The organism is Ideonella sp. BN130291 (assembly GCF_036231905.1).
Taxonomy (GTDB): Bacteria; Pseudomonadota; Gammaproteobacteria; order Burkholderiales; family Burkholderiaceae_C; genus CAMLIZ01.
Genome location: NZ_JAZARE010000013.1, coordinates 17,511 through 36,039, shown reverse-complemented (window position 1 = coordinate 36,039; position 18,529 = coordinate 17,511). Strand labels below are relative to the sequence as shown.

Below are 18,529 nucleotides of genomic sequence, written 5' to 3'. Positions count from 1 at the left end.
GCCAATCGCCAAAGGAGACCCACCATGAACCAACTGTCACGACGCTTGAGTCTTGTCGCAATTGCCGTTGCCAGCCTCGCCGCCGCAGGTTGCGCGCACCGCGACAGCAGCACCGCCGCCAGCGACACCAGCAGCAGCACGGCCAGCGCCAGCACCCTGCCGAGCAGCACGACGGCCAGCACCAGCGCGGACCAGAGCACGTCCGGCACGAGCACCAGCGGCACGAGCAGCACCATGGGCAGCGCGGGCACCGGTACCGGCACCAGCAGCACCATGGGCAGCAGCGCTACGTCGGGCAGCATGAGCAGCACCGACACCACCAGCAGCTCGGGCACCACCAGCAGCTCGGGCACGAGCCCGAGCGCCAGCACCAGCGGCAGCTCGACCGGCACCAGCGGCAGCACGGGCACCATGAGCAGCACCTCCAGCACGCCCAGCGGCACCAGCACCGGCAGCTCCAGCATGCCGAGCAGCACCAGCACCAGCTCGTCCAGCATGCCGAGCAGCACCAGCTCCTCCGGCACTGCCTCCACGTCCAGCACGGCGCCGGTGGCGGGGACAACCACGGTGACCAGCGGCTCGACCACCGACAACAGCACGATGTCGAGCACCAGCTCGCGCTCCAGCGACACCAGCACGTCCAGCGGCAGCAGCTCGCGCCGCAGCGCCCGCGCCGACCGCAACTGACGCCAGCCCCTTCAACAGGGCAAAGCCACCGCGCCCTCCCGGGCCGGTGGCTTTTTCATGGCGCTGTCATCCGTCAGTGCAGCTTCTTGCGCGCGCCGTCGGGCCCGGGCGCCCCGGCCAGCAGGGCCTTGCCTTCGATGCCGGCAAACAGCTTGGCCGCCCGCACCTTGATCTCCAGCAGCTCGTTCGCGCTCACCGAATACTTGCCGCTGAACAGGTCCACCTCGACGCGGAACTCCACATCCTTGCCGTCGTTGGACAGGATGCCGCTGGTGAACTCGTAGTCCTCACGTTCGGCGGGCAGGCCGTCCTTCTTGACGTCGTAGTCCTCGTACGTCACACCCTGGATCTCGCCGCTGGCCAGGTCGAGCGAGCCGGTCGACTTGATGACCACGTCATCCAGTTCGTCGAAGATCGCAATCGGCACTTTCAGATTCACGGCGTTCACCTCTCATTGATGGACCGGGGATGGTAGCGGTGTTGAGGCAGCAAGCCCCGTTCCGGCATCACCGCGCCGGCCGGGCGGCGGGCGTGAAACGCAGCTCGCGCGCCACCAGGCGCAGCTCCTTGCCATCGTCGATGCGCACCACGCGCACCGGCAGGTTGGCGAACTTCGGCGCCACCCACACCTCGGTGCGCTCATGGCTGTCGCCGCTGCGCCAGGGCTGTGCGTCGGTGGGCTGGCCGTTGAGCGTGATCGTGCTGGCCGGGCCGCCGGCAAAGCGGTGCTGCGCCACCTTCTTGCCGGTGGCCACCTGCAGGCTGCCCGCCGCCTTGTCGCCCAGCCACGCCAGCTGGAAGGCGAAGGCGTTCACATCCTGGGCGCCACGCTCCAGCGCTGCGGTGTGGCGGTCGTCCTGCGCGCCATAGCGCACTTCCAGCGCGCTCCAGTCGAAATCGGCGCTGACGCGCGGGGCCTTGTCGCTGCCGCGGTACTCGGCAAAGCTCTCGGGCACCAGGCCGGCGTCGGTGAGGCGGCCCTTGCTCAGGTAGCGGATGCGCGGCCCCAGCACCGGAACGATGTCGGTACGCAGCTCATAGCGGCCGCCTTGCACGCGCCATTGCTGTTCCGCCCGCCCCACCCGCATTTGGCCGTCGCCGTAGAGCAGGTCGTAGACGATGCGCGCATCGGCCGGCAGTTCGGCAGATACGGCGCTGCCGGCCAGGCAGCAGAGCGCGAGGCCGCACAACAAGGCAGTTCGGGAAGACGTCATCAAGGTACAACGCGGCGCAGCGGCCGCGCGCGGACCGGTCCACGGCGCACGCGGCGCGCCGGTTCCGCCCGGCTTGGAAGACGTCGATGTTAAAGGCCGGGCACCAGGCGGCGCCAGGCGCGGGCTTTCAGCTGGCCTGCACGGTGTGCAGCCGCTCCCAGTACGCCAGTGCCCGGTCGACCCAGGCACGGTAGTGGGGGTCGTGCGGTGCGTAGTACGGCACGCCGCGGGCGGCAAAAGCCTCGACCTGCACCGCCAGCTTGGCGCCGCAGCCCTGCTCCGCATGCTGCTCCAGCGCATGCAAGGCCATGAACCGCTGCATCGGGTCCGGCGCCATCAACTGGGCGCGCAAGGCGTCGGCCTGGGCAGGGGTGGCTGAAAGTTTCATTCCGGTCTCCGGGCATCCGTTCGTCCTTGGATGTCGGCCCATGTTCGCCGCGCCTTGAGCCAGCGCACGCCGCCAGCCCTGCGAGCCGCGCGCTTGTGCGACAAAAGCCGCGCATTCGCCGCGCCGGTGTGCCAGCCGCGCCACGCCGGCCCGCACACTACGGAAACTCGTAGAAGCACGCGTTTTCGCGGCCCGGCGTCTTGCAGCGGGCCGGCGAGTGTGCGTGAATCACGCTCGCCCATCACCACCGCCCCATGAGTGCCTCGCCCTCCGGGCTGGACGCGCCAGCGTGTTCGCCCCCCGCCACCGCCCCTGCGGCCAGCCGTTCGGCCGTGACCGCGCTGCTGCACAGCTGGTCCGAGGGCGACGACCGGGCGCTCGACCGGCTGGTACCGCTGGTCTACGACGACCTGCGCCGCCTCGCGCGGCGCCACCTGCGCCAGGAACGCGACGGCCACACGCTGGAAGGTACCGGCCTGGTGCACGAGGCCTTCATGCGGCTCGCCGAGCGGCGCTCGGTGCAATGGACTTCGCGCGCCCAGTTCTTCGGCTGGATGTCCACCCTGATGCGCCGCATCCTGGTGGACCATGCACGCAGCCGCAACGCCGCCAAGCGCGGCGCCGGCGCGCCGGTGCAGAGCCTGGACGCACTGCAGGACGAATACGGCGAGCTGCCCGGCCAGGCCAGCGACGAGCTGCAGCACATCCTGCAGGTCGATGAGGCGCTGCAGCGCCTGACGCAGCTCGACGAGCGCCAGGGCCGCGTGGTGGAGCTGCGCTTCTTCGGCGGGCTCAGCGTGGAAGAGACCGCCGAGGCGCTGCAGGTGTCACCTGCCACGGTCAAGCGCGAATGGGCCACCGCGCGCGCCTGGCTGCTGCGCGAGCTCCACCAGCAAGAGCCCGCCGCCCGTTCATGACCCAGCCGATGGACCCGGCGCGCTGGAAGCGGGTGAAGGCATTGCTGGCCGACGCGCTGGAGCGCCCGCCCGACGAGCGCGCGCAATTCGTGGACACCGCCAGCGCGCAGGACACCGCGCTGCAGGCCGAGCTGCACACCCTGCTGGCCGCGGCCGAGTGCACTGGCAGCCTGCTCGACCGGCCGGCCGGCGGCCTGGCCTTGCAGGCGCTGCGTGCACGCTCGGAGCAGTCGTGGATCGGCCGGCGGCTGGGCGCGTATCGCCTGCTGTCCCTGCTGGGCTCCGGCGGCATGGGGCAGGTGTACCTGGCCGAACGCGCGGACGGGCACTACCAGCAGCGGGTGGCGGTGAAGCTGCTGCGCGAAGGCGTGGTGCAGCCGCAGGCGGTGGCCCGCTTCACCGCGGAGCGGCAGATCCTTGCCAGCCTGGACCACCCCCATCTCGCCAAGGTGCTGGATGGTGGTGTCAGCGAAGAAGGCGTGCCGTACTTCGTGATGGAGGCGGTGGACGGCGAGCCGCTGGACCTGCACTGCCATGCCAACGCACTGCCGCTGCCCGAGCGGCTGAAGCTCTTTCGCACCGTGTGCCAGGTGGTGCACTACGCGCACAGCAAGGGCGTTGTCCACCGCGATCTCAAGCCTGCCAACATCCTGGTCACCGCCGAGGGCGTGGTGAAGCTGGTGGACTTCGGCATCGCCAAGCGCATTGCCAGCGCAGGGCCCGGTACCGCGACACGGCAGCGGGTGATGACGCTGGAATACGCCAGCCCCGAGCAGGTGCGCGGCGACCCGGTCACCCCGGCCAGCGACGTGTTCTCTCTCGGCGTGGTGCTGTACCGCCTGCTCACCAACGCCCTGCCCTATCCGGCCGAGGCCACGCACAGCGACTATGAGCTCGGCCGGGCGATCTGCGACACCGAGCCGGTGCGCCCCAGCGACAGCACCGGCCACCGCCTGCGGCGCCAGCTCAAGGGGGACCTGGACGCGGTGGTGCTCAAGGCGCTGCGCAAGGAACCGCAGCACCGTTATGCCTCGGCCGAAGCGCTGTCCGACGACATCTTCCGCCACCTCGAAGGACTGCCGGTGCACGCGCGGCGCCATGCCCTGAGCTACCGCGCCGGCCGCCTGGTGCTGCGCCATCGCGCAGTGTTCGGCGCGGTGCTGCTCGCCAACCTGGCGCTGGTCGCCGGCTTGAGCATCGCGGCCTATGAAGGGGTGGAGGCGCGGCGGCAAAAAGAGCGTGCCGAGCGCCATTTCGCCAGTGTGCGCAAGCTCGCCAACGTGCTGATCTTCGAGGTGCACGACGCGATCAAGGACCTGGCCGGTGCCACCGGGGCCCGCAAGCTGGCGGTCGAGCGCGCACTGGAATACCTGCAGGACCTGTCCGCCGACGCGGCACGCGACCCGGCGCTGGCGCTGGAGATCGGCACCGGCTATCGCAAGGTCGGCGAGATCCAGGGCCGCGCCCATGTGGCCAACCTGGGGGACGCCGCCGGCGCGCGCGCCAGCTACCAGCGCGCCCGCGACGCGCTGGCCCCCGTGCTGGGCCAGGTGCCCCGCACCGACCCGCTGTACCACGCCAGCCTGCTGGAGCTGATCCGCGTGGATGAGTTCGAAGCGGCGCTGCTGGTGTCGCTGGGGCGGCTGGAGGAGGCCAGGCAACGTGTGCAGGCAGCGCAGGCCCGCAGCACCGAGCTCGCCGCGCTGCGGCCGGCCGATCCGTACAACGGCTACCGGCAGGCGCTGCAGTACGCCAACCAGGCTGCGCTGCTGCTGTCGGCCCAGGACTTTGCGGGCTACGTGGCCGCGTCCGACCAGGCCCTGGCCCTGCTCACCACCGCGCGCCAGGCCCTGCCCCAGGACACCGACGTGGTGTGGGCGATGGCGAGCATCCTCAACGAGCGCGGGCTCTCGCTGATGCAGCGCAGCGACGACCGCGACACCGGCCAGCGCGCGATCGAGGTGCTTCGCCGCAGCGTGGCGCTGTGGGAGCAGCTGCAGCGGGGGCATCCTGAAAATGCCTTCTTCGAGCGCAACGTGGCCAGCGGACGCAACAACATCGGCGAGGCCCTCATCATGGCCGGCCAGCCCGCGCAGGCGATCACCGAGCTGCGCACGGCGATGCAGCTCACGGAGACCCTGGCGCGCAAGGATCCGGCGGATGTGCAGCTCAAGGTCTACCAGGCCATCAGCGCCATCAACCTGGGGCGTGCGCAGCTGGCGCAGGGCCAGGCCGCCCCGGCGCGCCAGACGATCGCCGGCGCACTCGGCGCGCTGCAGGCGCTGCCCGACACCGCGCTGGCCGAGCCCTATGCCAAGAGCTACCTGGCGCTGGGGCACTACACGCTGGGGTTGGCGCAAGGCGCCGACGCAGCCACGCGCCCCCAGGGCTGCGACAGCCATCGCCGGGCCCTTCAGATCCTGCAGCCGCTGCAGCGCGACCCCGGCATCCCGCCCGGCAACCTGCAGCCGGCCACTGTGCAAGCCGCGCTGGCCCGCTGCGCGCCCGACGGCCATGCGCAGGCCAGCGCCTCGCCCGCGGCACCGGCAGCCCGATGAACGACCCGCACGCGCCCACCCCCACTGCCGGCCCCACCACGCCGCCGCCGGAAGACGTCGCGCGCTGGCAGCGGGTGAAGCGGCTGCTGGCCGACGCACTGGAGCAGCCCACCTCCGAGCGCCCGGCCTTCGTGGCACGCGAGGCCGCCGGCGATGCCGCGCTGCAGGCCGAGGTGATGGGCTTGCTGCAGGCGGCGGATGCCAGCCGCAGCCTGCTGGACAGCGTGCCGGCCGAGCTGGCCCTGGACGCACTCAACGCCCATGCCAGCCGCAGCTGGGCCGGCCGGCGCCTGGGCGCCTACCGGCTGGTGGCGTTGATCGGCCAGGGCGGCATGGGCCAGGTGTGGCTGGCCGAACGTGCCGACGGGCAGTACGAGCAGCAGGTGGCGATCAAGCTCATGCGCCAGGGCCTGCTGGACGATCTGCAGGTGTCGCGCTTCAAGGCCGAACGCCAGATCCTTGCCAGCCTGGACCACCCCCACCTCGCCAAGGTGCTGGACGGCGGCATCAGCGAAGACGGCGTGCCCTACTTCGTGATGGAGCGTGTGGTCGGCGAGCCGATCGACGCCTATGCGCAGCACCGGGCCTTGCGCGTGGAGCAGCGCCTGGCGCTGTTTCGCACCGTGTGCCAGGTGGTGCACTACGCGCACAGCAAGGGCGTGGTGCACCGCGACCTCAAGCCCGCCAACATCCTGGTCACCGCCGAGGGCGAGGTCAAGCTGGTGGACTTCGGCATCGCCAAGCGCATCGCCACGCGGCAGCAGGCCGTATCGGTAGTGCAGCAGCAGCCGGCCACCGCGACCCGGCAGCGTGTGATGACGCTGGAATACGCCAGCCCCGAGCAGGTGCGCGGCCAGGAGATCACGCCGGCCAGCGACGTGTTCTCGCTCGGCGTGGTGCTGTACCGCCTGCTCACCGATGCCAGCCCTTACCCGGGCGACACCACCAGCAGCGATTACGCGCTCAGCCAGGCCATCTGCGACACCGAGCCGCTGCCGCCCAGCGCCAGCGTGCGTGCCGACCGCGGCCTGCGCCGGCGCCTGAAGGGCGATCTCGATGCCGTGGTGCTGATGGCACTGCGCAAGGACCCGGTGCACCGTTATGCCAGCGCGGAGCAGCTGTCCGATGATGTGTTCCGCCACCTCGAAGGCCTGCCGGTGCAGGCGCGCCGCGGGGCGTGGAGCTATCGCGCCGGGCGTTTCGTGCTGCGCCATCGTGCGGCCGTGGGCGCGGCGCTGGTGGCCAACCTGGCGCTGGTGGCCGGCCTGAGCCTGGCGGTCTACGAGGCGATCGAGGCCAACCACCAGAAGGAGCGTGCCGAGCGCCACTTTGCCAGCGTGCGCAAGCTCGCCAACGTGTTCGTGTTCGACGTGCACAAGGCGCTGGAGCGCCTGCCAGGCTCGCTGGACGCGCGCAAGACGCTGATCGCCACCGCGCTGAACTACCAGCGCCAGCTGAGTGCCGAAGCCGCCGGCGATGCGTCGCTGCAACTCGAGCTGGCCGCCGGCTACCGCAACATCGCCGACATCCAGGGCGGCGCGGTCACCACCTCCAGCCTGGGCGACTCGAAAGCGGCCATGGCCAGCTACGACAGTGCGCTGGCCCTGGTGACGCCGCTGCTGGGCCCGGGCCCGCTGCAGCGCCAGGCCCAGGCGGAATTTGCCACCCTCGCCGCGCGCAAGGGTTCGCTGCTGATGGCCCAGGGCCGCTGGAAGGAAGCGCAGCAACTGGGCACCCAGGGCGTGGCAACGGCCCAGCAACTGGTGGCGGCCGACTCGGGACGCCATGCCTACCAGCGTCAGCTCGGCGTGCTCTATCGCTTCCTGGTCAGCCTGTACCAGCGCTCCGACAACAAGCCCGCCTTCGACGCCGTGTTTCCCCAGGCGGTGGCGCAGCTGCAGCGCCTGGTGGCCATGCAGCCGGACGACCTGGACAGCCTCACCGACCTCGGCATGGTGCACAGCGTGCGCGCCGTGCACCTGGCGCAGAACGTGGCTACGGACGCGGCGGTGACCGAAGCGCTGGGCGAGTACCGGCAGGCCCTGGCGATCATGAAACCGGCCTACGACCGCGGCATCCCGCACCAGGGCCTGGCCAGCAGCTATGGCAAGGTGAACGGCTACCTCGGCCTGCTGCTCACCCATGTGCACCAGCCGCAGGAGGCGTTGGTGCACCACCGGCAGGCGATCGCGATCAGCGCCGCGCTCGCCGCGCGCGACCCGGGCGACGTGCGCGCCCGCGTGGAGCAGGCCGAAGCGCACGGGCGGCTGGGCCTGACGCTGCGCGACATGAAGGACATCGACGGCGCGGTGGCGGCGGCCATCCAGGCGCTGGCGTTGTTCGACGGCCTGCCGCAGGCCACTCGCGAGGAGGTGGTGGTCGAGTACAACCGCGCCATCGCGCACGATGAAGTGGCCGAGTTGCTCGAGCTGCGCGCCAGCACCGTGCCCGCGGCCGCCCGCGCGGCCGACGAGGCCACGGCCTGCGAGCACCGCCGCGAGGCGCTGGCGCTGATGCACCGCAACGCCGGCCGGCGGCCGGCCAGCCCGATGTTCGTGGGCGCGCTGAAACGGGTGGAACAGGCGGCCAAGCGCTGCGCCGGCCCCCCCAGATGAAGGTAGCAGTCGTATCCGGCTGAAACGCCGTGAGCCGCGGCGCGGCGCTTTGCCGCTTTGTCCCTTCAGAAGCTCACTGAAGGGGTACGCCGTGGGAATCGTGATGCCGCTGAAGCCCGCCAACACCGGGCCCGAGTTGTCCTGGGCGCCCGGCCATGCGCCGCGTGCCAGCGTGCTGCTGCACGGAGAGCCGATCGTGCTGCCCGGAGCGGACAGCGCCGGCGCGGGCAACCGCCCCAGCCTGCTGAGCCGGCTGCTGGCCGCGCCCAGCGCCGAGGAGCGCCAGCACGAGATGAGGGCCGCCCTGCACGGCCTGGGTTTCGACTGGCTGGGCTACGGCCGGCTGGTGCGCATCGGCCCGCGCGTGGTGCCGGTGTCCTTTTGCCTCACCTATGCCGAGGCCACCTGGGCCAGGCAGTACTTCGGCGAGCGTTATCACAGCGTGGATCCGCGGCTGCAGGACGCCCTGGAGTCCAGCCTGCCGACGGTGTGGACCCTGGAGGAGCTGGCGCAGCGCGACGCGCCGGAGGCCGAGTGGCCGCTGCTGCGCCGCTTCCTGGACGGCCTGCGCCGCAGCGGCGCGCGCAGCGGCGTGATGCTGGCGCTGCCCGGCACACCGGTGCACCAGCGCCATTTCATCAGCCTGCTCTCGCGCACCGCCGGCAGCGCCTGGATCGACGACGCCCTGCTCGGCCGGGTGCTCACGCTGGCGCTGTGCCTGCATGAGTTCTACACCCGCTATGCCGTGGCGCCGCAGGCCGGCCCGGCCGCGCCGCAGGGCGAGCTGACCGCGCTGCAGTGCGAGATCCTGGCCCGCGTGGCGCGCGGCATGCCGGACAAGCTGATCGCCTCGCAGCTCAACCTCACGCTGCACAACGTGGACTACCACCTGCGCCGGCTGCGCAAGCGCTTTGGCGTGCACAACCGGGTGCAGCTGACGCAGGCGGCGATGCGCCACGAAAGCCTGCCCGGCGCAGCGGCCTGAAGCGGCGATGCCGCAGCGCCCGCGCTAGCTCGCGCTGCGCTGCATCGCCGCGTTCACCAGCTGCACGCGGTTGCGCGCGCCGAAGTGGCGCCGCAGCTGGCGCATGTGGTAGTCCACCGTGTGGGCCGACATGTGCAGCTGGTTGGCGATCTCCTTGTCGCTCAGGCCCTGCACCAGCGCGCGCAGGATCTCCTGCTGCACCGAGGACACGCCGATCGCACTGTCGGCGCCATCGGCGAGCTGCACATGCAGCGACAGGAACTCGTGCAGGCACAGCGCCAGCACCAGCGTCTGGCCCAGCACGCCGTCGACGATCCAGTCGCGCCGGGGCGCACCCGAGGCAAAGCTGATCACCGTTCGCTCCTGCGGCCGGGACCATGACGCCAGATTGAGGAACACGCCGCTGCGCAGGCCGCTGTCGCGCAGTTGCTCGGCGAACTGGCGGTGGCGCCGGGTGCGCTGCGGCGTGGACGCGCGCAGGCTCACTTCCTCGATGTCCCACACCAGCGGCAGGCTCGAGGGCGCCGCCTCGTGGTGGCGCAGGTCGACCTCGTAGTAGCGCTCGCGGAAGTAGCACTCGGTCCACTGCGGATGCGCGTAGCTGGTCAGAAAGCTCAGCGGCATCGGCACGCCGCGCTCCAGCGCCACCGCGCCGTAGCCCAGCCACTGGAAGCCGATGGCATGCAGCATGGCCTGCACGATGCGCTGGCGTTCGGCGGCCGAGGTGGCGTCCAGCAGGTCGTTCACCACGCTGGGTGCATGCAGCGGGCGCCGGCTGCGCGGCACCGGCTCCAGCTGCTCCTCGGTGTAGAACGTGGGGCCTGTGCGGCGAGCCGCCTCGGGCGCCGGAGCGGCGTTCCAGGCGCCGGCGCGGTCGGTGGCACAACTCATCACATGCACGGCGGTGTCGTCCTTCAAGGTTCGGTTCGAACAAACGTCCTTGAAGTGATTCAACCGCAGGCCTGCGACCCCGGCAAACGCGAAGTTTTTTGGTCAGGTCATCGCTTTTTCCGCTGAGCATGGCCACACCTGTACGCCTCACGCACCCGCGCGCTTGACCTCGAGGTTCCATCCATCGACCACCCGGTCCGGGTCGCCCGCGGCCTGGCTCACCACACCGTCCATCAGGTCGGTGCGAAAGCCCCGCTCGGGGTTCAGCTGGATCAGCTGCGACAAGGCCTGCGCCACCACCGCATCGTGGCCCCCACGCTGCTGCGCACGGGCCTGCTCGGCCGGTGTCAGCAAGGTGTCCACGTGGCTTTCGGCGATGCCCCACAGCGAGCCGCTCGCACGGTCGCCATCGTCCACCGCCACCGTGTGGCGGATGGGCGGCGCCTCGGGATGCGGCAGCGCCGGGTCGCCGGTGGGCCAGGACAGCGGCGGCACCGGGTCTTGCGTGGGCATCGGGGGCAGCAGGTTGGACTGCGGATCGGCCGCCTTCTGCGGCTGCGGGTCCTGCACATCGTTCACGCCATACAGCACCCGCGCCGCGATGGCCAGCGAGGTCAGAACCGCAGGCGCGGCGGCACGCCAGGCCGTCTTCGGCTGGCCCAGGCGCTGGTCCGCCATGATCTCGTTGCGCGCGGTCCAGCCGGTACCCACGGTGAAGGCGGCGTCCATGGCGGCATAACCCAGCCGGCCATGGGACAGGTCCACCGCCGTCAACGCAGCGCTTGCCGCCGAGAACAACGGCATCGAGTACGCCTGCAACTTGCGGATCGCCGGCACACGCTCCTCCCAGTTCGAGCCGGTCCAGGTGCCGTCGGTCTTGCGCAGGCCGTTGCGGCCGCTGGCCAGGCCGAAGGCCGCATGGGTGGCCAGCGCCGCATCGGCCAGCAGGTACATGCCATGCTGCGCCGATTCGAGGAACGAGTGCTCGCCGCCGGTGAAGTAGATGCCGTTCTTCACCGCGTTGTGCGCAAACGTGGTCAGCACCACCAGGCGGAAGAACTGGCCCACCTTGTGGCGCGGGTTGGTGATGTCCAGCGACGACGACTGGTTGCCCAGTGCGCGGTCCAGCCGCACGGCCCACAGGCCGGCGGCGGCCGACACCACCTTGAAGCGGTCCGCGTGCGATTCGCCGGGGCGCAGCGGCGTGTTCTGGATGTGGTCGATGTCGACGCGGAACTGCTCGGTCACATCGATCGCATCCTTCATGCGCGCCTCGTCCACACCGTAGCTGCGGCCCAGTTTCTGCACCCGGTTGATGTACCAGTCGATCTTGTCCTGGCTGATGTGTCCTTCCTCGAACAAGGACTCGGTCGCAAAACGCACCCACTCCTTGTAGAGCGATCGGCCCAGGCCGGCCACGCTGCGCAGGAAGAAGGCGCCCATGTCGGCGTTGTTCTGCGCCGCCGGCCCCATGTGCGACAGCTCCGCCGCCGCCGCGCCGGTGGCCGTCAGCCCCAGCGCTGCGGCCACGGCGCGGATCGCACCCTTGCTCTCGCGCTGGGCTTCGCGGCTGGAGGGCGTGACGTTCAGGTCCTCGCGCTGGTTGCGCGCCAGGGTCTGGTCATATTCGCGGTTCACCGCCCGCTTGTCGGGCGGCTGCCGCAGGTGGTCCAGCGACCGCAGCCCTTCCTTCCCCTCCGCTCCCACGCCGTGGGGCGGCTCGCCCGCGGCCCGTGCGCCGGCCACCTGGGTGCGGCCTTCTCCGGGCAAGGGGGTGTCGAGGTCGAGGTCGTCGAACATGCGCAGCAGCGGATTGGAGGGATCCTCCGTGCGCATCGTGCGGACCTGGTCCACCAGGCGGGGGTCGTCACGAACCATCTTTTCGCGCGTCTGGCGCTGCAGTTCGCGCACGGCGGCGGTGCGCTGCTCCATCTCGAGCGCGTCCGCCTCCCGGCCCTTGCCCCGCAGCAGCGTGGACGTGCGGTTCACCGAGTCCACATCCGCCTCGCCGAACAGGCGCTCGTAGTTGCCACGCTCCAGCAGCCACGCCGCCAAGGGGCTGCGTTGCTCCAGCCGGTTCAGCAGCGGCTCCAGCGTGGTGCGGTTGTGCTCGTAGAAGGCCTGGTTGGGCGGCTTCACCGAGTCGCTGCCGTAGAGCACGCGGTCCGGGTGTTCGACGATGAAGTTGACCAGCGCGTCACCCATGCGCGGATCGAACACGTACGCCTCGCCCACGTCGTTCCAGGAGATGTCGAAGTGGGTGTTGGGCGCACGCTCGAGCGCGGTGTACAGGCGCGCCACATGCTCGGGCACCACGCGGTCCTCGCCGTTCACCCGAAAGGTGCCAGGCTCGGCATTGGGGCGGAAGTAGCGGCCGATGCCGGTGTGGGCCAGCACCAGGCGCACGTTCTGGTGCTCCGAGGCCAGGTCGATCAGCTTGTCGAAGTACTGGTAGCCCTCATGGCCGGCGGTGTGCAGGCCGTCGGGGCCCACCGGCGCATGGCCCCAGTCGTTGTGCACCAGCAGCACCAGGCCGAACTCGTCGGCCGCCTCGAACACCTCCTTCAGGCTGCGTGCGTCCAGCCGCACCTGCTCCTTGCCGAGCATCGCGGTCACGTACTCCTTGTGCACCGTGAGCTCGCCGATCCCCTTGAACACCCCGGGGTGCTCCTGCATCAGGGTGCGCACGTACTCCTTGAAGCCGGGCTCCGCCGGGTTCTTGCCGGTGATCATCACGTCGGCGCGAGCCTGCTGCTCCGGCGTCATGCCCATGAAGTCGCGCGCGAAGCGCCCGTCCAGGCGCCAGGCGTTCTTGAAGGTGAGCTCCGGCGAATCCTTGGCCGAGTAGTAGCCCTTGCCGCAGCCTTGCGGAATGGCGCCGAAGGCAATGCGCACGGTGTCGCCCGCCGTGTTGAGCATGCTGCCGATGGTCAGCGCCAGCCGCCGGTCATAGGGCAGCCGGTGGAAGTGCACGTCGGCCACCCGGTTCTCGCGACGCGGCTGGCCCACCACCTCGCGCGCCCAGGCCGACACCGGCGGCCGCTCGCCCGGCTCGGCCCGTGTGGGACCCGTGCCGCGGCCGAACTTCTGCAGCACCTGGTCCTTGACCTGCATGAACTTCAGCCCGGCATCGACGTACTTCTCCTGCCAGTAGCGCCCGCCGGCCGACGGGCGGATGCTCCTCGTGTCCAGGCGCCCGAGCATGGGGTTGGTGTAGGGAACCTCGTGCTTCAGGTTGGGCGCCGCAGCGGGAAAGAGCTCGCCATCGTCAAACACGCGCACCGCGCCTTCAACACGCTTGGGGTCCAGGCGCGGGCCGGCCAGGGACTCGTCCACCAGGCGCTCCGGGCCGCTGACACGATAGACCCAGGCCCCGTTCTTTCCGGCCGCGGCGGCGCGTGCGTCGTCGAACGTGCCATGCACAACGGTGTCCAGCTCGATCGGCAGGCCTTCACCGCCTTCGTTGACGAACACCTCGTGCGGTGCACGGTCGGACACGAGGAAGCGCACGGCGTCACCGTTGCGTGCGGCCTTGTCGCCCGTCACGTAGTCCAGGTAGGCCTTCTGCTCCTGGCTGGGCTTGAACAGGCTGCCAGGCGCTTCGCCCTTGCGGATGGCGTCGTACGCCTGCGCGCGCTGCGGCAACGCCCTCACCTGCTGGCGCTTGCCGCCCACCCGCTGGGGCAAGGCGTCCGTGCCGCGCCGGGCGGCGGCGGTGCCTTCGTACTCAGCGCTCGTGGGCGTGCTGGTGGCCTGCGCCCCCGCTTCCTCCACCGTGCGCACGATCTGCGCCGGCTGCGAGGCCAGGGTGGGCGCCAGCGCGGCCGCCGGGTCCGCCGTGGCGGGCGCTTCCACCGGCGCAGGGGCAGCGTGCCCGGTTTGCACGGCTGGCGCTGCAGTGCCGCCCGTGTCGGCTTGCGGCACCGGTGAGTCGGCGCCCGTCTTGGCGCTGGTGTAGCGCAAGGCCTCGGCCGGCGGGCGCCCACCCAGTGGCCGGCCATCAGCGCCGCGCAACTCGACCACGCGGCCCTGCTCGCCGATCACCGCGCGCGGGTGGGTGTCACGCAACTGGCCCAGCGCCTGGGTGCGTGGGTCGCGCGCGCGCTCCTGCGTCTGCCGGCGCGGGTCGCGGGCCTGTTTCTGGGTGGTGCCGCTTTCCACGGCGGACGGATCCTGGGCCTGGCCGGCCCGCTTGGCATCCGGTCGTGCAGCCGCCGCCGCGGTGCTGGTGCCGGACGCCGGATCAGCAGCACCCGGCTGCTGCAGGCGCAGGTTCACCAAGGTGGTGTCGCCCGCGCCCGGGTCGGCATGGAACACGGTGGGCATGTCGGCCGGCCCGGCCGCACGTGTGCGCGGCGCTGCGGCGCCGGGTTGAGGCCCCGCTTTCGCACCGGGTGGCGCAGCGGCGGGCTGCCCAGCCTGCGGCGCGCCTTGTGCCGGATGGCTGGCGGTGGGCACGGTGACGGGGCCGGCTGATGCGGGGTCGGCCACACCCGGCAGCTTCACATCCAGCATCTGGCCGCGTTCATGCGCGGCGCCCACGGCGAGATCGCCCGCCTTGCCGGTCACCTCCGCCAGCGCGTCGGGCACCGCGCCCGCAGGCCGTTCGCCGACCTGCACGCTGCCCGGGCCGGCCGCCTGGGGCGAGATCCAACCATGGCGGGCGGCCACGGACTTCATGCCGCTGCGCAAGGCCGGGTTGACGAAGATCTGCGACGCCCCCAGGGCCATCTGCTGCCAGTACTGGGACTTCTCGGTGTCGGTCATCTTGTCCCAGTTGGCCGCCGCCATCACGCTCTGCTCGGCCATGGGCTCCACCCCGGCCACCGCGGCCGGGATGCCCAGCTTCATCGCGGTGCTGCGGTAGCCCTGCGCCGCGCCGCGCGCAGCCAGCGACGCGTCCGTCATGCCGGCCCGCTCGGCCGACAGCGCCGTGCGCGAGGCCATGCTGGCCTGGAAACCCGCCTTCACCGCGCCACCGGCCAGCACCGAGGAGCCCAGCATGATCATGTCCATGCGGGCCTGCGAGTTGGTGATCGGATTGAGCGACTGGCCATGGTCGGCCAGCTTGACGAGGTCGTGGCCCGCCTCGTAGGCGCCATAGCCGATGCCGGCCACGATCATCGAGGTGCCCAGCACCTCCAGCCCCACGCCCACGCCGATGGGCATGGTGAGGATGCCCGCCGCATCCACCAGCACGCCGCCCACGATGGTGACGCCGGCCACCACGTAGTCCATGTGCCATTCGCGCTTGAACTTGTCCCAGCCGGTCTCGAGCGAGGCCTTGCCCGTCTCGGTGATCACGTTGCCGCTGTCGTCCACCTTGAGGTGGCCGTCCTTGGGCAGCACGATCTTGGAGTCGGTGGGCGGCAGGCCGTTTTCGTAGCGGTACTCGTGCCAGTCGTCGTAGATGTTGCCCTGGTCGTCGACGAACTTCTCGCCCTTTGCACCGTCCACGCGGTACAGCGTGGTGGTGGTCATGCCGACATCCTTGGAGCCCCACACCACCGGCAGCAGCGCCACGTGGGGCGAGCCCTTGTCGCCGCCCACTTCGTCGCTCGCCTCACCGAGCTTGTCGCTCACCTTGCCGATGCGCTCCATGTCCTCCCCGCCGAACAGCGCCTGCTCATGCAGCACGCGCTCGCGCTCCTGGGGGCTCAGCGATGCCAGGTCCACCGACGGCTTCATGCCCAGGGTCATGCCCACTATGTTGTCCAGGTAGGTGCCGCTCATGGCGTGCGCCGTGTCCCCGTACTGCAGGTGGTACTGGTTCATCATGGGCTGCGCCAGCGTCGTGGCGTTGTCGTCCTTGCTGAACAGCGCCCACAAGGAGCCGGGATCGTCCTGCTTGGCCGTGCCCAGCGAGGCCAGCAGCTCCTGCGACTTGGCGTTGGCCAGGTTGGTCTGGGTGCTCTCCTTGCCGCTGGCGATCGCGTCGTATTCCTTTTGCAGCTGGGTGACCTTGGCGCTCGCGTCCCCAGCGGCTGTGCCGGGCACATAAGGGCCGTACTGCCCGCCGGTGATGGCCTGGAGGTCGGCCTTGGCGGCGTCCAGGTCCTGCTTCTTGCTGGCCAGTTCGTAGTCCTGCAGCGACTTCGCTGCGCTCGCCAGCGCGGTGTCGGCGGCGGCGTGGGCCTGCTTGGCCTCGTCAGTCGCTTTGGTGAGTTCGCGGGTGGCCGGCGAATCGGCCACGCACATGCCCAGCTCCTTCTGTTCCTTCATCAGCCCGGCGCGTGCCGCGGTCACCTTGTCGTCAGCCTGCAGCGCCAGCACCTGCTTGTGGGTGGCATCGGCCGATGCGTTCACCACCTTCTGCCGCGCCAGGGCGTCGGTGTAGTCGGCGCGCGCCTGGGGCAGACCGGCTGCCGATTCGAGGTCGTCCTGCGGAATGTTGTGGTACTGCTTGCGCAGGCTCGGCAGCTTGGCCTCGGCCGTGTCCACGGCCGTCTTCTTCTGCTTGACGTCCCACGCGACCAGCTTCTTGTTGAAGTCGCCCCATGCGTCGTTGGCCTCTGCACGCAGCCGAACGGCTTTCTCCCGGCCCTGCACCATCGGCGCCTTCTGCCCGGGCGCCACGGGGCCCTGCCAGTTGTCGGGCACCGCGTCGGCCTCGGCCTTGGTGGCCTGCGCCTCCTTCTTCATCGCGGTGACACGCGAGTCGAGCAGGTCCTTCACCTCGCCAGCGTCCTTGAGCTCGCCTTCGGCCTGGGTGACCGCCGCCTGCGTGGGCCGCGTCTTCGTGGACGTGGGGTCCTTCTGCCGCTCCTTGGCATCGGCCAGCTCCGCCTCGGTGAGCTTGACCTGCTTTTCCTTGTGCTGCCAGTCGGCCGCGGCGGAGTCGAGCTCCGCGTTCTTCATCTCCAGCTCGGTCTGAGTGCGCGCCTTGTCCTGGGCGGACTTTGCGCGGCGGGCCTGCTCCTCCGCCTCCCAGGCGGCACGCGCGGCCTCTTCGGCGCGCTTCTTGGCGGCCTCGGCCTGCCGCCGCTGCTCGGCCAGTTCGGCCTGCTGGCGGGCGATCTGCGCCTGGATCTGGCGCTGGATCTCGGCCGCGCGGCGCATCGCACGGATCTCGTCCATGTCGTTCATCGGTGATGGCGACGAGGAGGTACCGGAGGAGCCGCCCGGGCGTGCGGTCGACGACGGTGTCGGCGTGGGGGTCGGCACGGAGACCGGTGTGACGCGGCGGGAAGGACCTTCGCCAGGTGGGAACATGGTGACTACCTCCTGAAAGTGACAGAGAGCTACTCGCCGCCCCGGGCCCAGCGCAACAGCTGGGCCACGGGTTCGTACAGCGCGCGGGTGATCGGCTGGTCGATCGGGATCTCGTCGTACAGCCGTTCGGCCAGGCTGGCCTCGAATTCGGTGGGAATCAGCGCCTCGGACGCAAAGCGGCGGATGGTGGCGGCCACGTCGCCCTCGCCGCGCGCGATCACGCGCGGCAGGTCGTGTTCGCCCAGGTACTGCAGCGCCACCGCCACGCGGGCCGAATGGATCACCGCCGACGATGCACGCACCCGGTCCACCAGGCTGGCGTACACCGCCTCGAAATGGGCCGAGCGGCGGCGCGACTGGTTGATCGGGTCGCCCTCGGTTTCCTTGTGCTCGCGCCGGATGTCGTCGATCGACATGCGCTGCTGCTTCATGAACTCGTGGTGCTGGTGCACGTAGTCCACGCCCGCCATCGCGGCATAGATCACCCCCGCCCAGGCAAACACCACCAGCAGCGCATGCCCGCCGAAGGCCATCACCGAGGCCGGGGTGGCATAGCCGGTCTTCAGCGCGGGGTCGATGTAGGCACGGATCACGGTGAAGAGCAGCAGCGCCAGCAGCAGCGTCTTCAGCACCATCTTCAGCAGGTTCACCAGGTTGCGGGTGGAGAAGATGCGCTTGAAGCCTTCGGCCGGGTTCAGGCGGTTCACATCCGGCTTGATGCGCTCCCAGGCCGCCAACCCGCCCACCTGGAAGAACGAGCCCGCAAAGGCACCCAGCAGTGCGATCACCGTGATGCCCGCGGCACACCACAACAGGGTTTCACCGGCCAGGAGCATCAGTTCACCGGCGTGCTCGCCCGGGCGCGCCAGCAGCCGGCCGTCGCTGGCGTGCTGCCACAGCGCCTGCAGCAGGCCCAGCGCCGAGCGCCCCAGCGCCCACAGCGCCGCCACCACCACCGCAAAGCTGACCGCCGAGGACACGTCCTGGCTGAACACCACCTCGCCGCGCTTGCGCGCGTCGCGCAGGCGCTTCGGCGTGGGCTTCTGGTCTTTTTCAGCCATG

At 70.7% G+C, this 18,529-nt stretch carries 11 protein-coding genes; 5 read left to right on the top strand and 6 right to left on the bottom strand.

All coding sequences use genetic code 11. The annotated features are described in order from the left end of the window. Nucleotides 1-24: 24 nt before the first annotated feature. The gene (locus tag VPH43_RS23760; protein WP_328580258.1) at nt 25-687 is read left to right on the top strand and encodes a hypothetical protein; all 663 of its coding nucleotides are present in this window, start codon (nt 25-27) and stop codon (nt 685-687) included. A gap of 73 nt (nt 688-760) precedes the next feature. Here the strand turns inward: VPH43_RS23760 and VPH43_RS23755 are convergent, their stop codons facing one another. The 3 genes from VPH43_RS23755 to VPH43_RS23745 all read right to left on the bottom strand — a co-directional run bounded on the left by VPH43_RS23755 (nt 761) and on the right by VPH43_RS23745 (nt 2,289). After that, the gene (locus tag VPH43_RS23755) at nt 761-1,126 is read right to left on the bottom strand and encodes a hypothetical protein (protein WP_328580257.1); all 366 of its coding nucleotides are present in this window, start codon (nt 1,124-1,126) and stop codon (nt 761-763) included. 67 nt (nt 1,127-1,193) lie between these two features. After that, nucleotides 1,194-1,901: a DUF3108 domain-containing protein gene (locus VPH43_RS23750; protein WP_328580256.1), complete on the bottom strand. Its 708-nt coding sequence runs from the start codon at nt 1,899-1,901 to the stop codon at nt 1,194-1,196. A gap of 127 nt (nt 1,902-2,028) precedes the next feature. Then, complete coding sequence (locus tag VPH43_RS23745) at nt 2,029-2,289, bottom strand: hypothetical protein (protein ID WP_328580255.1); 261 nt, start codon at nt 2,287-2,289, stop codon at nt 2,029-2,031. Nucleotides 2,290-2,543: 254 nt separating this feature from the next. Between VPH43_RS23745 and VPH43_RS23740 the strand changes: the two genes are divergently transcribed. The 4 genes from VPH43_RS23740 (at nt 2,544) to VPH43_RS23725 (ending at nt 9,364) form a co-directional block, all read left to right on the top strand. Beyond that, nucleotides 2,544-3,206 carry an ECF-type sigma factor gene (locus VPH43_RS23740; protein ID WP_328580254.1) on the top strand — a complete coding sequence of 221 codons (663 nt, stop codon included), beginning with the start codon at nt 2,544-2,546 and terminating at the stop codon, nt 3,204-3,206. Continuing rightward, entirely contained in the window at nt 3,203-5,764 is a 2,562-nt protein-coding gene (locus VPH43_RS23735) for a serine/threonine protein kinase (RefSeq protein WP_328580253.1), read from the top strand. The genes VPH43_RS23740 and VPH43_RS23735 overlap by 4 nt, the downstream gene beginning before the upstream one ends. Continuing rightward, nucleotides 5,761-8,379, top strand: coding sequence for a serine/threonine-protein kinase (locus tag VPH43_RS23730; RefSeq protein WP_328580252.1), 2,619 nt, complete (start codon nt 5,761-5,763; stop codon nt 8,377-8,379). Before VPH43_RS23735 ends, VPH43_RS23730 begins: the two co-directional genes overlap by 4 nt. Nucleotides 8,380-8,470: 91 nt before the next feature. After that, nucleotides 8,471-9,364 (top strand): helix-turn-helix transcriptional regulator, encoded by an 894-nt coding sequence (locus VPH43_RS23725; RefSeq protein WP_328580251.1) that lies wholly within the window; start codon nt 8,471-8,473, stop codon nt 9,362-9,364. 24 nt (nt 9,365-9,388) lie between these two features. On the opposite strand, the gene VPH43_RS23720 is transcribed toward VPH43_RS23725, so the two are convergent. The 3 genes from VPH43_RS23720 to VPH43_RS23710 all read right to left on the bottom strand — a co-directional run bounded on the left by VPH43_RS23720 (nt 9,389) and on the right by VPH43_RS23710 (nt 18,528). After that, nucleotides 9,389-10,282, bottom strand: a complete 894-nt coding sequence (locus tag VPH43_RS23720) for a helix-turn-helix transcriptional regulator (RefSeq protein WP_328580250.1) — start codon at nt 10,280-10,282, stop codon at nt 9,389-9,391. A 120-nt stretch (nt 10,283-10,402) separates the two neighbouring features. Beyond that, on the bottom strand, nt 10,403-17,341 hold the full coding sequence (locus VPH43_RS23715) for an LWXIA domain-containing protein (protein WP_328580249.1): 6,939 nt from the start codon (nt 17,339-17,341) through the stop codon (nt 10,403-10,405). A 155-nt stretch (nt 17,342-17,496) separates the two neighbouring features. Beyond that, nucleotides 17,497-18,528, bottom strand: a complete 1,032-nt coding sequence (locus tag VPH43_RS23710) for an EscU/YscU/HrcU family type III secretion system export apparatus switch protein (RefSeq protein ID WP_328580248.1) — start codon at nt 18,526-18,528, stop codon at nt 17,497-17,499. Nucleotide 18,529 lies beyond the last annotated feature (1 nt).